Annotated in this window: 14 protein-coding genes; 13 read left to right on the forward strand and 1 reads right to left on the reverse strand. The window is 46.3% G+C overall.

Annotated elements, in window-relative coordinates; all coding sequences use genetic code 11:
- The first annotated feature begins 310 nt into the window (after nt 1-310).
- From K8U60_RS05455 to K8U60_RS05515, 13 genes are all read left to right on the forward strand, one after another.
- Nucleotides 311-1282 carry a formylglycine-generating enzyme family protein gene (locus K8U60_RS05455; protein ID WP_223635498.1) on the forward strand — a complete coding sequence of 324 codons (972 nt, stop codon included), beginning with the start codon at nt 311-313 and terminating at the stop codon, nt 1280-1282.
- 41 nt (nt 1283-1323) lie between these two features.
- The gene (locus tag K8U60_RS05460; protein WP_223635501.1) at nt 1324-3621 is read left to right on the forward strand and encodes an arylsulfatase; all 2298 of its coding nucleotides are present in this window, start codon (nt 1324-1326) and stop codon (nt 3619-3621) included.
- 198 nt (nt 3622-3819) lie between these two features.
- Entirely contained in the window at nt 3820-5319 is a 1500-nt protein-coding gene (locus tag K8U60_RS05465; protein WP_223635504.1) for a 4-hydroxyphenylacetate 3-hydroxylase family protein, read from the forward strand.
- Nucleotides 5320-5331: 12 nt separating this feature from the next.
- The gene (locus K8U60_RS05470) at nt 5332-5808 is read left to right on the forward strand and encodes a flavin reductase family protein (protein WP_223635506.1); all 477 of its coding nucleotides are present in this window, start codon (nt 5332-5334) and stop codon (nt 5806-5808) included.
- 18 nt (nt 5809-5826) lie between these two features.
- The gene (locus tag K8U60_RS05475) at nt 5827-6831 is read left to right on the forward strand and encodes a catechol 2,3-dioxygenase (RefSeq protein WP_223635508.1); all 1005 of its coding nucleotides are present in this window, start codon (nt 5827-5829) and stop codon (nt 6829-6831) included.
- A gap of 12 nt (nt 6832-6843) precedes the next feature.
- Complete coding sequence (locus K8U60_RS05480; RefSeq protein WP_223635510.1) at nt 6844-7755, forward strand: acetaldehyde dehydrogenase (acetylating); 912 nt, start codon at nt 6844-6846, stop codon at nt 7753-7755.
- Nucleotides 7752-8762, forward strand: coding sequence for a 4-hydroxy-2-oxovalerate aldolase (gene dmpG / locus K8U60_RS05485; RefSeq protein WP_223635512.1), 1011 nt, complete (start codon nt 7752-7754; stop codon nt 8760-8762). The genes K8U60_RS05480 and dmpG overlap by 4 nt, the downstream gene beginning before the upstream one ends.
- A gap of 62 nt (nt 8763-8824) precedes the next feature.
- A complete protein-coding gene (locus K8U60_RS05490; RefSeq protein ID WP_223635514.1) occupies nt 8825-9619 on the forward strand; it encodes a 2-keto-4-pentenoate hydratase in 795 nt (264 codons plus the stop codon).
- Nucleotides 9616-10410: a 2-keto-4-pentenoate hydratase gene (locus K8U60_RS05495; RefSeq protein ID WP_223635517.1), complete on the forward strand. Its 795-nt coding sequence runs from the start codon at nt 9616-9618 to the stop codon at nt 10408-10410. The genes K8U60_RS05490 and K8U60_RS05495 overlap by 4 nt, the downstream gene beginning before the upstream one ends.
- A gap of 5 nt (nt 10411-10415) precedes the next feature.
- Nucleotides 10416-10616 carry a 4-oxalocrotonate tautomerase gene (locus K8U60_RS05500; protein ID WP_223635519.1) on the forward strand — a complete coding sequence of 67 codons (201 nt, stop codon included), beginning with the start codon at nt 10416-10418 and terminating at the stop codon, nt 10614-10616.
- On the forward strand, nt 10613-12085 hold the full coding sequence (locus tag K8U60_RS05505; protein WP_223635521.1) for an aldehyde dehydrogenase: 1473 nt from the start codon (nt 10613-10615) through the stop codon (nt 12083-12085). Before K8U60_RS05500 ends, K8U60_RS05505 begins: the two co-directional genes overlap by 4 nt.
- Nucleotides 12086-12098: 13 nt before the next feature.
- A complete protein-coding gene (locus K8U60_RS05510) occupies nt 12099-13943 on the forward strand; it encodes a helix-turn-helix domain-containing protein (protein WP_223635524.1) in 1845 nt (614 codons plus the stop codon).
- Nucleotides 13944-14122: 179 nt separating this feature from the next.
- A complete protein-coding gene (locus tag K8U60_RS05515) occupies nt 14123-14542 on the forward strand; it encodes a YybH family protein (protein ID WP_223635527.1) in 420 nt (139 codons plus the stop codon).
- Between the two features lie 92 nt (nt 14543-14634).
- Here the strand turns inward: K8U60_RS05515 and K8U60_RS05520 are convergent, their stop codons facing one another.
- Nucleotides 14635-15024 carry a hypothetical protein gene (locus K8U60_RS05520; protein WP_223635531.1) on the reverse strand — a complete coding sequence of 130 codons (390 nt, stop codon included), beginning with the start codon at nt 15022-15024 and terminating at the stop codon, nt 14635-14637.
- Between the last annotated feature and the right edge of the window lie 12 nt (nt 15025-15036).

The following is a 15036-nucleotide window of genomic DNA, read 5'->3' on the forward strand; positions in this document are numbered from 1 at the left end:
GGATGAATAAACGGTGAGCGAGTGTTGAGTAGGTTCGATTTTATTGTCTCATTTTTTGGATGTCAGTTAGTCATTTAGAATTAAAAATGAATGAGAAGTAAGTCCTGAAACATATTTACAAGGAAATTTAAAGAGCTTAAGTCGTCTGAATTTTCATTATTTTTAACGGATATAGTTGGTGTTTTTTTGAGGATGAAAAACTAAGATGGTTAGTAATAACTCGACAGAATTTATAGAAGCCGAGGAGGAGGAAGAAAGTTAACGCCTTAAAACGAATAAATGAAAGCGTTATCAATTAGGGGGGGAGCCAATGCATTCAGAAAAGGAAAAAAGCTGTTGTGCGGGCAAAAGAACTGCAGTATCCGTAGCTTCCAGTCAAAAGAGTACAAACGGCGAGATAAATTCACTTAGAAGAGAGGATGAATCAAAGGAAAATATGGTCTACATACCGGGAGGTCATTTTCTGATGGGCACTGAAGACAAGGATGGCTTTCCAGCTGATGGTGAAGGGCCGGTCCATAAAGTATCAGTAAAGCCGTTCTATATGGATAAGTATGCTGTCAGCAACCAAGACTTCCGGACCTTTGTTGAAGAGACTGGATATGCTACCGAAGCAGAAGAGTACGGCTGGTCATTCGTCTTTCATCTTTTTTTGACAGAAGCTGCAATGAAAAAAGCAACACAAAAAGTTCAACAGACACCGTGGTGGATTGTCGTTGAAGGTGCAAGCTGGAAGTGTCCAGAAGGACCTGGGACAAGCATCGATGATCGATTAGATCATCCTGTTATCCATATTTCATGGAATGATGCAAAAGCTTATTGCAAGTGGGCGAACAAACGCCTCCCGTCTGAAGCGGAATGGGAGTTTGCTGCCCGGGGTGGCATGGAACAGAAGAAGTATGCCTGGGGAGATGAATTGACACCCGAAGGCAGGCATCATTGCAATATTTGGCAAGGTGATTTTCCGAAATCCAATACTGAAGAAGATGGTTATGCGGGGACTGCACCCGTCGCCTCTTATTATCCAAATGGCTACGGGCTTTTTAATATGTCAGGAAACGTATGGGAATGGTGTTCGGATTGGTTCGTTAAAAACGTCAACAAGCGAGGAGGGCGCTACAATCCGACTGGACCGGATAGAGGCACAGAGAAAGTGATGCGCGGAGGCTCCTATCTATGTCATGAATCTTACTGCAACCGCTACCGGGTCGCTGCACGTACATCGAATACGCCGGATAGTTCGACTGGAAATATTGGATTCAGATGTGTAACAGAGGAATAACTAGTACAAAGAAGCAAATTACAGATTTGAGGAGGAATACAATGGGAGAAAAAAAGAACTTTTCCAGTCATCTCAGTAAGCTTTCTATATTTGGTACGGTTGCTGTAATGGCTTCTGCGTTCACTCTTGCCGGCTGTTCTCCGGAAGCCAAAGTTCAATCAGCTTCGGCTGGACAAAAGGTGCAGCCTGTTTCGGCAAGTAATACGGATACGAATGTAATTTATATTGTAATGGACGATACAGGTTATTCGGATTTTGGAAGCTATGGTTCGGAAATAAATACGCCGAATATCGATCGTTTGGCTGCAAATGGGTTAAGGTACAACAACTTTCATGCAACACCTGTATGTTCACCTTCGCGAGCATCGATGCTGACAGGACGAAATAATCATGCAGTGGGAATGGGGCAAGTAGCAAATTTTGATTTCGGGGAAGAGTATCCAAACCGAAGAGGTGCCATTGTACCCGAAGCGGGAACGATTGCAGAAGTCCTTGGAGAGAACGAGTATATCAATTACGGGCTTGGGAAATGGCATCTGGCCCCTACTTCGGAACTGACTCCAGCCGGACCATTCGAAAACTGGCCTCTTGGAAAAGGTTTTCATCGCTATTATGGAAATTTGGAAGATTCTTCAGATCAATACAGACCGGAGATGACAGAGGACAATACGTTTCTTCCATGGATCGAAGAAGAAGATTATCATTACTCTGAAGACATTGTAGAAAAAGCCCAGCAATACGTGGTGGATCAAGTGTCAATCAGACCCGATCAGCCATTTTTCCTGAACTTGGCTTTTGGCGCGCAGCATATGCCGCATCAAGTTCCGCAGGAATATATCGATGATTATGACGGAGCTTATGACGAAGGATGGGATGTTATCCGGCAACAGCGTTTTGAAAAACAGAAAGAACTTGGCATCATTCCGGTAGAGGCAAAACTGGCTCCTTCCAACCCTGGGATTATTCCATGGGATGAATTGAGTGAAGAGAAGAAAGCGGTATACACACGCTTCCAGGAAACATATGCCGGATTTTTGACTCATACTGACGAGCAAATCGGCAAACTATTGGATACATTGGAAAGAACTGATGAATTGGACAATACCATGATTGTATTGATTTCTGATAATGGAGCCAGTTCAATTGGTGGAGAAAATGGATCGACCAACCAATCGATCGCTTACAATGCCATGTCTGAAAGCTTTGAAGATGTTGAAAAAAGAGCAGGCTTGTTGGGTGGAGAAGCGACCAGCAGTGACTATCCAGCAGGGTGGGCTCAAGTCAGTAATACACCGTTTGCAAAGTATAAGAACAGCACCTATGCCGGTGGAATCCGGACGCCTATGATTGTCCATTGGCCGAATGAAATAACAGCAAAAGGTGAGATCCGGGAACAGTTTGTTCATATAAGCGATATCACAGCATCTGTTTATGATGTGTTGAGAATAACGCCTCCGAAAACAATAAAAGGAGTCAAACAATTGCCGATAACAGGAATAAGTTTTGCAGATACATTTAATGATGCTGAAGCAGTTACCAAAAAGAAAACGCAGTATTTTGAGATGAGCGGCAACCGGATGATTTATCAGGATGGTTGGAAAGCGGTAGCTGTGCATACGAAAGGCAAGCCGTTTGAGGATGATGTTTGGGAATTGTATGAAATGGAGAATGATTTTACAGAGTTAACGAATGTAGCGGAGAAGCATCCAAAGAAAGTAAAGGAACTTGTTAAACTGTGGGAAAAAGAGGCGAAAGCGAATAATGTGTATCCATTAACGGATCACTTTTTGAATGCTTTAGCGAATTTGCCGGCTGACAATTTAAGGGCGCGAAAAACCTTTGAATTTCATCCGGAAATGAGCCACCTAAGTGAGTCCGCAGCTCCGCTCATCATCAATCGTTCATACGATATAAGCATTCCGATTGACCATACTCCAGGCGATGAAGGGGTTCTGCTTGCTCTCGGCAATGATAAGAGCGGATATACGTTTTATATTAAAGGCAATAAATTGGTGTATGAGCATCATACAGGAGTTGTGCGTTATCAGATTACCTCTGAAACAGAACTGCCTGACGGAGAAATAAAGGTGCAATTTGTTTATGAAAAAACAGGAGATCATCAAGGGACCGCAAATCTGTTGATCAATGGTGAAATAGCTGGAGCAGCAGACATGAAAACTCTGCCTTTTAAAACTTCCTTTGAAGGATTGGATATAGGAAAAGACTTGTTTTACCCAGTCAGTCCCGCTTATGCAGAACTGGAGGGATTTTTCTACACGGGAGAGATTGGCAAGGTTATCTATGAATTTGAAGAAGCCACTTTCAATACACTGAAATAATAGCAAGAGCAGCCGGTTAATCAATCGGCTGCTTTTCCATATTGTCCATAATTAAAGAAGATTAATTTTTCAGACAATTAATGTTAGTCTGCTGAAGTTTTATCAGCAACTCATGTCATTGTTAGCGTTTACATTGGGTTGTATAGTTTGAACAAATGTATGGCCTACATTACGAAAACAACGAAATGGAGTGATTGGATGTTAACGGGAGAACAATATCTTGAAAGTTTGCGGGATGGGCGAGTGGTTTACCTCAATGGAGAAAAGATCGAGGATGTAACAACTCACCCGGCTTATCGGAATTCAGCTTTGTCATATGCACGGATGTACGATGCGTTGCACGATCCTGAAAAACAGGATGTGCTGACAACGATCAATGAACATGGCGACCGCACACATAAATTCTTTAAGACTCCACATACAGCAGAAGATCTGGTCGGCGCTCGGGATGCAATCGTTGAATGGTCGAAATTGAATTTTGGCTTTATGGGAAGAACACCGGATTACAAAGCCTCTTTTTTAGGGCATCTTGAAGCCTATTCGGATTATTATGTAGGGTATGAAGAAAACGCTAAAGCTTGGTATAAAAAAGCTTCGAGAGATCTGCCTTTCGTCAATCACACGGTTATCAATCCCCAGATGGACCGCTCCAAATCATTGCATGAAAACAAGGAAGTGTTCGTTAGGGCAGTTGAAGAACGTGAAGACGGTATTGTTGTAAGCGGTGCCAAGATGGTGGGTACGGCAGCGGCTTTGACAAACTATAACTTTGTGGCGAACTACGGGCCGAAAGAACTCGGAGGCGGGGACATCAGCCATGCATTGATTTTCCTGGTACCGATGAATGCGCCGGGCTTAAAGATGATCAGCCGGCAATCCTATGAACTGCAGGCCAAGACAAACGGCACACCGTTCGACTACCCACTATCCAGCCGGTTTGACGAAAACGATGCAGTCATCGTATTGGACAATGTCTTTATCCCATGGGAAAACATTCTGGCTTATAACAATGTGGAAGTATCCAATAACTTTGTCGCTGAAACACATTTCGTCAACCGCTTCAGTTTCCATGGCTGTGCCCGCTTGGGAGTCAAGCTGGATTTCATGACGGGTCTGTTGATGAAAGCGACGGAAGCATCCGGAACTCATCAATTCCGAGGCGTTCAGGCGAATATCGGTGAAGTTGTCGCGATGCGCAATATGATCTGGAGTTTGTCGGATTCCATGGCGATGAATCCGGATATCGGACGCAACGGTGTGGCCATTCCAAACGGCGTGGCCGCAAACGCTTATCGTGTACTTGCGCCGGAAGTATGGACCAAAGTCAAAAAGATATTTGAACAGGTGGTTGCAGGTGGTTTGATTCAGTTGCCATCAAGTGCTGCAGATTTCCTGAATCCGGAAATCCGCCCTTATTTGGATCAATATTATAAAGGAACAAACACTACGGCCGAAGATCGCGTCAAATTGCTGAAAATGGTTTGGGACTCGATTGGTACGGAATTCGGCGGCCGCCATGAACTGTATGAAGTGAACTATGCTGGAAACCATGAGAATATCCGTGTGGAAGCCATGTATCACTCAATTGGTTCAGGCAATGCGGAATCGTTCAAGACATTGGTCGATGAAGCGATGAGCGATTATGACTTGAACGGTTGGACAAATGCTGTCTGGAAAGAAAAAGTTCCTACAACTTGAGGAGGGGTCTAAATGGATAGTCGTGAATTCCGTAACGCAATGGGTAAATTCGCTACCGGGGTAACCGTGATATCAACAGATGTGGAAGGTGTCTTCCACGGGATGACAGCCAATGGCTTTATGTCGATTTCTCTTGCTCCGGCACTGGTTGCCATCTCCATCGGGGAAAAAGCGCAGACGCTCCAATTGATCAAAGCGAGCGGACGCTTCGGCGTCAATGTCTTGTCAAAAGAACAGTTGGATGTTTCAAAACAGTTTGCAGGACAAATTCCAAGTGATGAAGCCTTCCGGTTTGATGTAGCTACTGGCTTTCCCATGATCAAGGATGCGCTCGTCCAGATAGTCTGCAAAGTAGAACAGGAAATTTTAGCAGGTGACCATACCATCTTTATCGGCAAAGTCGAGAAAATGGTGACTCAAGATGGCGAACCATTACTGTTTACATGCGGCAAATATGCAGAATTGGATCCGCAATACGCGGTCCTTTAAAAAAGGGAGGAAATAAAGATGACAAGTGAATTGACGAACCAGTTTAAAGAACCCATTTTTGATGTTGCCCAGATTGCCCATGTAGAGGTCTTGTCGCCGACACCAAAAGAAACCATCACATTTTATACAGACATGCTCGGGATGGAAATAGTCGATCAAGTGGAGCACAAAACGTACTTAAGAGCTTATGAAGACAACTATAAATACTCCTTGATTGTGACGGAAGCGGAAGAAGCTGGCCTTGGCCACGTGGCTTGGCGCACGACTTCACCCCAGGCACTGGATCGCCGTGTCAAAGCATTGGAAGAAAGCGGCCGAGGCACCGGCTGGGCAAACGAAGAATACGGTCACGGTCCGGCCTATCAGTTTACGACGCCGGATGGCCATAAGATGGAAGTGTTCTGGGAAGTCGAATATTACGATTGCCATGAAGATAAACATTCGAAATTAATGTCGAGAAGCCAGAAACGGCCGAAGCACGGTGTGCCTGTCCGGCGTTTGGACCATATCAATTTGATGTCGAGCAACCCGTCTGTGGACACCAATTTCCTGGTGGAAACACTGGGCTTTAAAATCCGTGAACAGATTGTCGATAATGATTACGTGGTCGGCACGTGGAACAGCGTTTCCAATCTGGTCCACGAAATCGCTTTTATGCAGGAACCGAATGGCGTCAAAGGGAAACTGCACCATATCTGTTACTGGTATGGTGTTCCCCAGAATCTGTACGATGCAGCGGATCTGTTGAAGGATCATGATTATTTCATTGAAATCCCGCCCAATAAACACGGGGTCAGCCAGGCTTTCTGCATGTATGTATATGAGCCAAGCGGAAATCGCGTCGAATTGTTCGGAGATGCCGGGTATTTGATTTTCGATCCGGATTGGAAAACTCTTACATGGCAGATGCAGGACGTTCCCGGCAACGGAGACGCTTGGATTGGAGCGGCGTTCCCAGATTCGTTCTGGACATACGGCACACCTGCTCCAGCAACAGTCCCGTTAAAAATAGCCGCTGAATAATAGGAGGTACTTATGGAAAAAATCAAAGTAGCCATATTGGGATCAGGGAATATCGGAACAGATTTGATGTATAAAATTCTGAAGACGGACGGTGCCATGGAGCTGGCTTTGATGGCAGGCATCGATCCGGAATCGGAAGGCTTAAAACGGGCGAAAGAGCTGAACATCCCGACAACTGCTGAAGGTATAGAAGGCGTTCTGGGTACTGAAGGCATTCGCATCGTCTTTGATGCGACCAGCGCAAAAGCCCATATGGCCCATGCACCTCTACTGAAGAATGCAGGCATCATTGCGGTCGATCTTACACCGGCAGCAGTCGGGCCGTACGTGGTTCCGGCAATCAATCTCGGTGACCATTTGGAGCTGGATAATGTCAACATGATTTCCTGCAGCGGCCAGGCGACGACGCCGCTCGTCTATGCGGTAAACCGAATAGCGCCTGTGAAATACAGCGAAATCATCGCAACGATTTCGAGTGTTTCAGTTGGCCCCGGAACACGCCAGAACCTCGATGAATTTACGATGACCACCGCCAATGCCTGCCAGAAAATCGGCGGAGCGGAAACGGCGCGTGCGATTCCGGTCATCAACTCTGCGGAACCGCCGATCATGATGAACAATACGGTCTATGCGGTACTTCATGAAGAGACAGATGAAGCGGCAGTAGTCGCTTCAATTGATGAAGTGGTTGCAGAAGTTCAGCGTTATGTGCCGGGCTACCGGTTGAAAGGTAAACCTTATATCGACGTCCGCCATACACCGTGGGGCGAGCTGCCGACTGTCATTATCATGAATGAAGTAGAAGGCGCCGGCGATTTCTTCCCGAACTATGCGGGGAACCTGGATATCATGACCGCAGCTGCCCAACAGGTCGGCGAACAATTTGCCAGCCATTTATTGAAGAAAGGAGGCGTGATTGCATGAAGACACCAATCGTAACCGACACCACATTACGGGATGGCTCCCATGCAGTCAGCCATTCCTTTACTCCGGAGTTTGTCGGACAAATCGTCAACCGTCTGGCAGAAGCCAAGATGCCTGTCATTGAAGTCAGTCACGGTTCAGGTCTTGGCGGTTCGACCATCCAGCAAGGATTCTCGACTCATGACGAATGGCTATTGATTGAACAGGCAGTCGCCAATAAAAAAGATTCCAAAATTGCGTCACTTTTTGTCCCGGGAATCGGTACGCGCCCGGAAATCCTTAAAGCAGCTGAATACGGGGTCGATGTCTTGCGTGTCGCGGTCCATTGTACAGAAGCGGATGTCTCTCAGCAATATTTCGAACAAGCGAAAAAGAGCGGGCTTGGCACAGTTGGATTTCTGATGATGAGCCATACCCAACCGGCTGAAGTGTTGGCTAAGCAGGCAAAACTGATGGAAAGCTATGGTGCAGACTGCGTCTACGTCGTGGATTCCGCAGGTGCTTTGGTTCCGGAAAGCGTCCGCGAACGAGTATCAGCATTGAAGGATGCACTATCCATCAATGTCGGCTTTCATGCCCATAATAATTTAGGGTTAGCGATCGGCAATACGGTTGCTGCCTTGGAAGCAGGAGCCGATCAAATCGACGGCACGCTGCGCGGACTTGGCGCTGGTGTAGGCAATGCACCGACTGAAGTGCTGATTGCTGTATTGAATAAAATGAAATTAGATACAGGCATCAACTTGACGATTCTGATGGATACAGCAGAAGAGCTGGTTGCGCCCGTATTCAAATATCCGAACATCATCGACCGGGACAATCTGGCTTCCGGCTATGCCGGTGTCTATAACAGCTTCCTGCTTCATGTCAGAGAAGCAGCTGTCAGATTCGATATTAATCCGGTAGCGATCATTGAAGAATTAGGTCGCCGCGGTGCAGTTGCCGGACAGGAAGACTGGATTTTGGATGTAGCGCTTGAATTGCAGCAAAAAGAATTAATTAAATGAAGAAAAATGCCGTTGATGAGCTTTGTTGACGGCTTTTTCTCCTAGAAGAAAGGAGTGCGGATATGGTTGCTGTTGAACAGCTTGCAAATGAATTAATTGAAGCCGAGCAATCGAAAAAACCGATTGCCCCCTTCACGGAACGCTTTTCGGCGATTTCTTTGTCGGATGCTTACCAGATTCAATTGAATTACGTGGAACAGAAAAAAGCGCAAGGTGCGCGGGTTGTCGGCAAGAAAATAGGCGCAACGAGCAAGGCAATCCAATCCATGTTCGGTGTCGATCAGCCGGATTACGGCCACTTATTCGACACAATGATGTATGCGGATGGGGATACGGTGCCGCTTGAGAAGCTGCTGCAGCCGAAAGTGGAATGTGAAATCGCTTTTGTCCTGAAAGAAGACTTAATAGGCCCAAATATTACAGCACTTGATGTCATTAGAGCGACGGATTACATAGTGCCTGCGATTGAAATCATCGACAGCCGCATCGAGGACTGGAAAATCCGTTTTGAAGACACGGTTTCAGACAACGGCTCTTCCGCTTTGGTGGTGATGGGGACAAAACCGACGAAACTGGAAGGGTTGGACCTCAGCTGTTTGGGAATGAATCTCTACCAGAATGGAAAATACCTCGAATCGGCTACCGGTGCCGCAGTTCTTGGCAATCCAATCTATGCCATCGCTTGGCTGGCAAATGCCTTATCGGATTACGATGTGTCGCTGTTTGCCGGTGAAGTCATTTTGACGGGTGCTTTTACAGCGGCCCTTGCGATACGGGATGGAGATACATTTACCGCTGAATTTGCTCATTTGGGTTCAGTATCTGCAAGTTTTTCAAATGGAGGGAATATGAAATGAAAACAGCATCATTGGAAAAAGCAGTAGAGGATTTGTTCCAGGCGGAAAAGAATGTCCGCACCTTGCCGCAATTTGCGACGGAATTTCCGGGTTTTGACGAAGACAAGGCTTATGGCGTCCAGGAACTCTTGATCGACAAGAAATGCCGCGAAGAAGAGACAACAGTTTCGGGATGGAAACTGGGGCTGACCAGCAAAGCAAAGCAGCAGATGATGGGTGTCCATGAGCCTTCCTACGGCGTGCTATTGAAAAACATGAGCTTGGATGAGGGACAGATGCATTCGATCGACCGCTTTATCCACGGCAAGCTGGAACCAGAACTGGCTTTCGTCTTTAAAGAAGATGTTCAAGGCCCTCATATAACCGCAGCACAAATCATTCAATCGACGGCCTATGTGCTGCCGGCATTTGAAGTGATCGATAGCCGTTTTGAAGCATTTAAATTCACCCTTCTTGATGCAGTGGCGGATAACTCGTCTTCCTGCCGCTATATTCTCGGCAATCAGATGCTGCCACCGGATGCTGTAGATATGAGCCTTACTGGAATCGTCTTCCGGAAAAACGGGGAAGTGATGGCAACCAGTACACTGGCTGCAGTTATGGGCAACCCGGCAAGCGCCATCGCCTGGATGGCCAATAAAATCGCCAAGCGTGGCCAATTCATCCGAAAAGGCCAAGTCGTCTTGAGTGGGGCCATCACACAAGCTGTTCATATCGAACCGGGTGATCATTTCTCAGCCGCATTTGACGGCTTCGGAACCATAAATGCTAGTTTTAAGACAGGAGAGTGAAAGCTATGCCGTTTATCCAAGTCACGATTGCTGAAGGACGGGAACCCGAGAAAGTAGAGCAGTTGATTTCTGAGATTACGACAACCGTATCAGAGGTCTTGGATGCTCCAAAAGAAAATGTCCGGGTCTTGATTACAGAAGTGCCCAAAACACATTGGGGAATTGCAGGCCAATCCATTTCAAAAAGAAAAGAGGAATTGCAATGACTACAGTCGAAACTACAGTAAGGGAAGTTCAGCACTTCATCAATGGAAATTATGAAGCTTCTTCGGACCAGCAGACATTTGAAGTTAAAAATCCGGCGACACAGGAAGTGATCGCCGTTGTAGCGGAAGCGACCGAGCAGGACGTGGAAAAAGTCTGTGCGGCTGCACGGGAAGCGTTTGAAAATGGCCCTTGGCGTACGATGACAGTTGCGGAACGCTGTGCGAAAATCCGTCGCATGGCAGATATTATCTTAGAGCGTAAAGAAGAAATTGCGCGTCTGGAGGCATTGGATGTCGGAAAACCCTATAGCCACGCATTTGCAGCGGAAGTTCCACGTGCAGCGCATAACTTGAAGTTCTTCGCTGATTTTGTCGAACAGCAGGGCGGAGAAACCTACCCGATGGAAGATGCCTACATCAACTACACGCGCCATGAGCCGGTAGGGGTTGCAGGATTGATCACCCCATGGAACGCTCCGTTTATGCTTACTACGTGGAAACTCGGTCCATGTCTGGCAGCTGGAAATACAGCCATCATCAAGCCTGCTGAAATGACGCCGCTGTCGGTCTCTTTGCTGGGTGAAATTGCGAAACAAGCAGGTATTCCAGATGGTGTCGTCAATATTGTCCACGGTAAAGGCAGTGTTGTTGGAACAGCTATTACAAAAAATACTGATGTGGATTTGATTTCATTTACCGGATCAACAGCGACCGGGAAAGCGATTATGCGCAATGGTGCTGATACGCTGAAGAAGTTTGCGTTTGAACTTGGCGGTAAAGCAGCTAATATTATCTTCGAAGACGCAGATTTGGATAAAGCGATTCCGGTCTCGATTCAAGCGGCTTTCCTGAATTCAGGACAAGTATGCCTGGCAGGTTCACGGATTCTGGTTCAGCGTTCAATATTGGATACATTCATCGGGAAATACAAAGCTGCAGCAGAAGCATTAGTGGTAGGCGATCCACAGGCAGCGGAAACCAAAATGGGCCCGCTTGTCAGTGAAGAGCATTTCAATAAAGTAAAGTCCTATTTGGAGATTGCCAAAGAAGAGGGGGCGACTTTGATTACCGGAGGCGGTACGCCAGAACTGGCAGCTCATCTTAAAGAGGGCTATTACCTTCAGCCGACGGTCTATCTGCACGAGGATCCGAAAGCGCGGATTTGCCAGGAAGAAATTTTTGGGCCGATCGTAACAATCATTCCTTTTGATACAGAAGAAGAAGCGTTGCGTATTGCCAATGATACAGATTATGGATTGAATGGGGTTGTCTGGACAGAGAACCTGAAACGGGCCCACCGCATTTCACACGGAGTGAGAGCTGGCACAATCTGGGTCAACTGCTGGTTTGTCCGGGATCTGCGCGCACCGTTCGGTGGATTCAAAAAGAGTGGAATCGGTCGTGAGGGCGGACACCACAGTCTGGAATTTTTTACGGAAGCGAAAAACATCTGCATTGCCTTGAACTGAAGGGGGAAAGTGAATGGGACAGGAAATGACTTCTAGACAGCAACCGTGGGGAACCGAGGGGAATGAACCATCTCAAAAACTTCGAAAACGTGGCTCAGTCGCAATGCCATTGGCAGCTTTTTCAGCCTGGCAGAAACAATTGGTCAAGATGCTTGGCCCAGCAAAAGTCAAAAAGAACTTTTTCCAGTTTGGTTGGTCGCAGGGAGCAGAAATGGCGCAAATTGTCAGCGGACGAGAAGATTTGGATTTGATCTCTCAAATGCTTCAAGGTGCAGAAATGCATGAAGCATTGGGGCAGGCGCATGTCCGCATCGACGCCAAGAAGGTTGAAATTGTCGGGAACGAAGTCATCTCTGTGCTATTCAAAGGAAGCTGGACCAATTCTTTTGAAGCGGAACATTATATTAAAGAAGATACTGCCGCTGTAAAACCCGTTTGCTACATGCTTTGCGGGTTTGCCAGCGGCTATATCTCCACCTTGATCGGCAAGGATGTTTTTTTCAAGGAACACGCCTGTGAAGCAAGCGGAGATGTCGCCTGCCAGTGGGAAGGCAAACTGCTCAAAGATTGGCATCGAGACGAGTATGACAGTTTTATGGGAACAGATCCGGAAGAAGATGCAAGTCGCTTTTTGCAGCTTGAAGAAGAACGCAACCGACTGCAGATGGTCATTGATATCCACAATGAATTGACTGAAGAGCTTATCCGCTCGAATAGCCTGAAGAATATTTTAGGTATTTTAAAGAGGTATATTTCAAACCCGATCATTATTGAAAACCAGAAAGGCCAAATTACAGATAGTGAGAACATTACTCTTGAAGAGGCAGCCAAACTGCAGGCCTCTTTCCACAAACGGCTGAAGGAATGGCCCATTCAAAAAACGGATTTATTTCAATTTGAACATACCAGCCGTTTAACGGCTCCGATTTATATACAAAACCAGATTGCCGGCTATTGTTCATTCATTTATAAACAAGACGACCAGCCACCGGAGGAAATTGATCGGATGATACTTGGCAGGCTGACGTCCATCAGCACTTTAGTTTACTTGAACAATAAAAACATCATGGAAGCGAATGCCCGAACAAAAGGAATCCTATTCGAGAAGATGCTGACAGATGGTTTCGAATCGAAGGAGCAGATCATCCGTGAGTTGAACCTGTTGAATATTGATGCTTCCGGTGATTATCATGTCGCTTATCTGGCGCTTGGCTACAGTGACTTCAATGAAGAAGATAATCTATCGACGTTCACAAATATTTATGAAGAAGTGGTGCAATTTTTTCAGGAACGCAACTATGAAGTTTTACAAGTCCAGCGGGCAAATGGAATTCTGTGCTTTATCCCAGAAGCTGCTGAACATGCCTTGATGCAAGATGGTCCAACTATTTTCTATGAACGCATTAAGCGCTCTTACCCAAAAATACATTGTCATGTAGGTGTTAGTTCTACATGTAATGATCTTGGTTCTGTAGTCGATCAAATGAAGGAAGCGATGACAGCGGCGCGGTTTACCACGGCACATCAGCCGACGATGTCTTTCAATGAATTGGGCATTCTTGGAATCCTTATCCATTCGCAAGAAGAACAAGCCATTCGTAAAATCGCTGAACTGCAGTTAGGTAGGCTGTACGGAGATTCAGAACAGCAAAAAGACTATATGCTGACCCTCTACGAATTCCTGATGAATGGCGGAAACCTGGAGCTGACTTCCGCCAATCTGCTGCTGTCGGTCAGCGGCCTGCGATACCGCATCAACCGGATCAGCGACATCGCAAATGTAGATCTCCGGGATTCCCAAAAGCAATTTGATCTGCTGCTGGCTTTGAAGGCATTGAAGGTGATTGGAGAATTCTAGGGGTACTTGATGTATAAAACAAATAGAACTTTTTAGGGATTTAACAACCACTCATGCATGTACAGAAAACGAAAAACTGCCATTCTCATAGATTGGCGGTTTTTTTATGCTGTTAAAGGAGTCCTGATGAGCCACGGCGAAAGATACCCAATAGAAACCGATCCCAAAGGAGGAGTCATATGTTCACGAATGTACAAGAGGTGTTTAGAAACTACAGCGCCGCCGTTTACGAAAAAGATGTAGACCAGTTTCTTTCGGGCTATGCGCAGGACATCCATGTTTTCGACTGCTGGCAAGAATGGCAATACAACGGGATTGAGCAATGGAAGACTTTAGTGGAAGACTGGTTTGGGGGATTGGCAGAGGGGGAACGGCTTCGTGCGGAGCTGCACGATGAAGTGACAAAAGAAAATGGGGAACTTGCATATGTCCATGGTTCCATGAGTTTCGCAGCTTTTGATGAAACGGGCAAGGAACTTCGGAAGATGAGCAACCGCTTCACGTTTGTGCTGGAAAAAACAGAAGGTTCTTGGCGTATTACCCACGAACATTCTTCACTGCCGATCGGCATGGAGGATGGCAAGGCGATTTTTGACTAATGAAGTAAAGTCTTAGTCCGCAATCACGTAAGAACCAGATGAACCAAAAAAATCCACTGGAGCAACGCGTTGCTCCAGTGGATTTTCTGTTGCTATTCTTTTTCGGTCAAGAATGTAATGATCAAAAACAGCAGGAATGCCAGCAGCAATAAGCTGCCGCCCACGATGAACAAGATCATGACCAAGGTTTCGTTCCAATTGAACGGGTTCAAGTTATACAGCCACATGCCGCCGGTCAGTGTAAAGGCACCGACCATTCCAAGTACACTGTGGATAGCCACAAGCTTTTTGTATTTGATCGTATAGACCCGGTAGAAAATTCCCCAGGCAAAGACCGATAGCCAGCCGACGAGCAGGATATGGGCGTGGATCGGACGCAGGCTGTAATCCATTTCTCCGGCCATCTGTGAACCAAGAAATGTACCGAATAAGCCGAAAATGGCTGAAAAGCGTATTAAACGAAGACTCCAAGTTTTTTCCATGAGTAGACCTCC

The organism is Planococcus circulans (assembly GCF_020023385.1).
Taxonomy (GTDB): Bacteria; Bacillota; Bacilli; order Bacillales_A; family Planococcaceae; genus Planococcus.

Coding starts and splice junctions, on each gene's coding strand:
- K8U60_RS05455 (WP_223635498.1), top strand. CDS start 311: ATGCATTCAGAAAAGGAAAAAAGCTGTTGTGCGGGCAAAAGAACTGCA.
- K8U60_RS05500 (WP_223635519.1), top strand. CDS start 10,416: ATGCCGTTTATCCAAGTCACGATTGCTGAAGGACGGGAACCCGAGAAA.
- K8U60_RS05470 (WP_223635506.1), top strand. CDS start 5,332: ATGGATAGTCGTGAATTCCGTAACGCAATGGGTAAATTCGCTACCGGG.
- K8U60_RS05480 (WP_223635510.1), top strand. CDS start 6,844: ATGGAAAAAATCAAAGTAGCCATATTGGGATCAGGGAATATCGGAACA.
- K8U60_RS05460 (WP_223635501.1), top strand. CDS start 1,324: ATGGGAGAAAAAAAGAACTTTTCCAGTCATCTCAGTAAGCTTTCTATA.
- K8U60_RS05520 (WP_223635531.1), bottom strand. CDS start 15,024: ATGGAAAAAACTTGGAGTCTTCGTTTAATACGCTTTTCAGCCATTTTC.
- K8U60_RS05495 (WP_223635517.1), top strand. CDS start 9,616: ATGAAAACAGCATCATTGGAAAAAGCAGTAGAGGATTTGTTCCAGGCG.
- K8U60_RS05465 (WP_223635504.1), top strand. CDS start 3,820: ATGTTAACGGGAGAACAATATCTTGAAAGTTTGCGGGATGGGCGAGTG.
- K8U60_RS05505 (WP_223635521.1), top strand. CDS start 10,613: ATGACTACAGTCGAAACTACAGTAAGGGAAGTTCAGCACTTCATCAAT.
- dmpG (WP_223635512.1), top strand. CDS start 7,752: ATGAAGACACCAATCGTAACCGACACCACATTACGGGATGGCTCCCAT.
- K8U60_RS05475 (WP_223635508.1), top strand. CDS start 5,827: ATGACAAGTGAATTGACGAACCAGTTTAAAGAACCCATTTTTGATGTT.
- K8U60_RS05515 (WP_223635527.1), top strand. CDS start 14,123: ATGTTCACGAATGTACAAGAGGTGTTTAGAAACTACAGCGCCGCCGTT.
- K8U60_RS05510 (WP_223635524.1), top strand. CDS start 12,099: ATGGGACAGGAAATGACTTCTAGACAGCAACCGTGGGGAACCGAGGGG.
- K8U60_RS05490 (WP_223635514.1), top strand. CDS start 8,825: ATGGTTGCTGTTGAACAGCTTGCAAATGAATTAATTGAAGCCGAGCAA.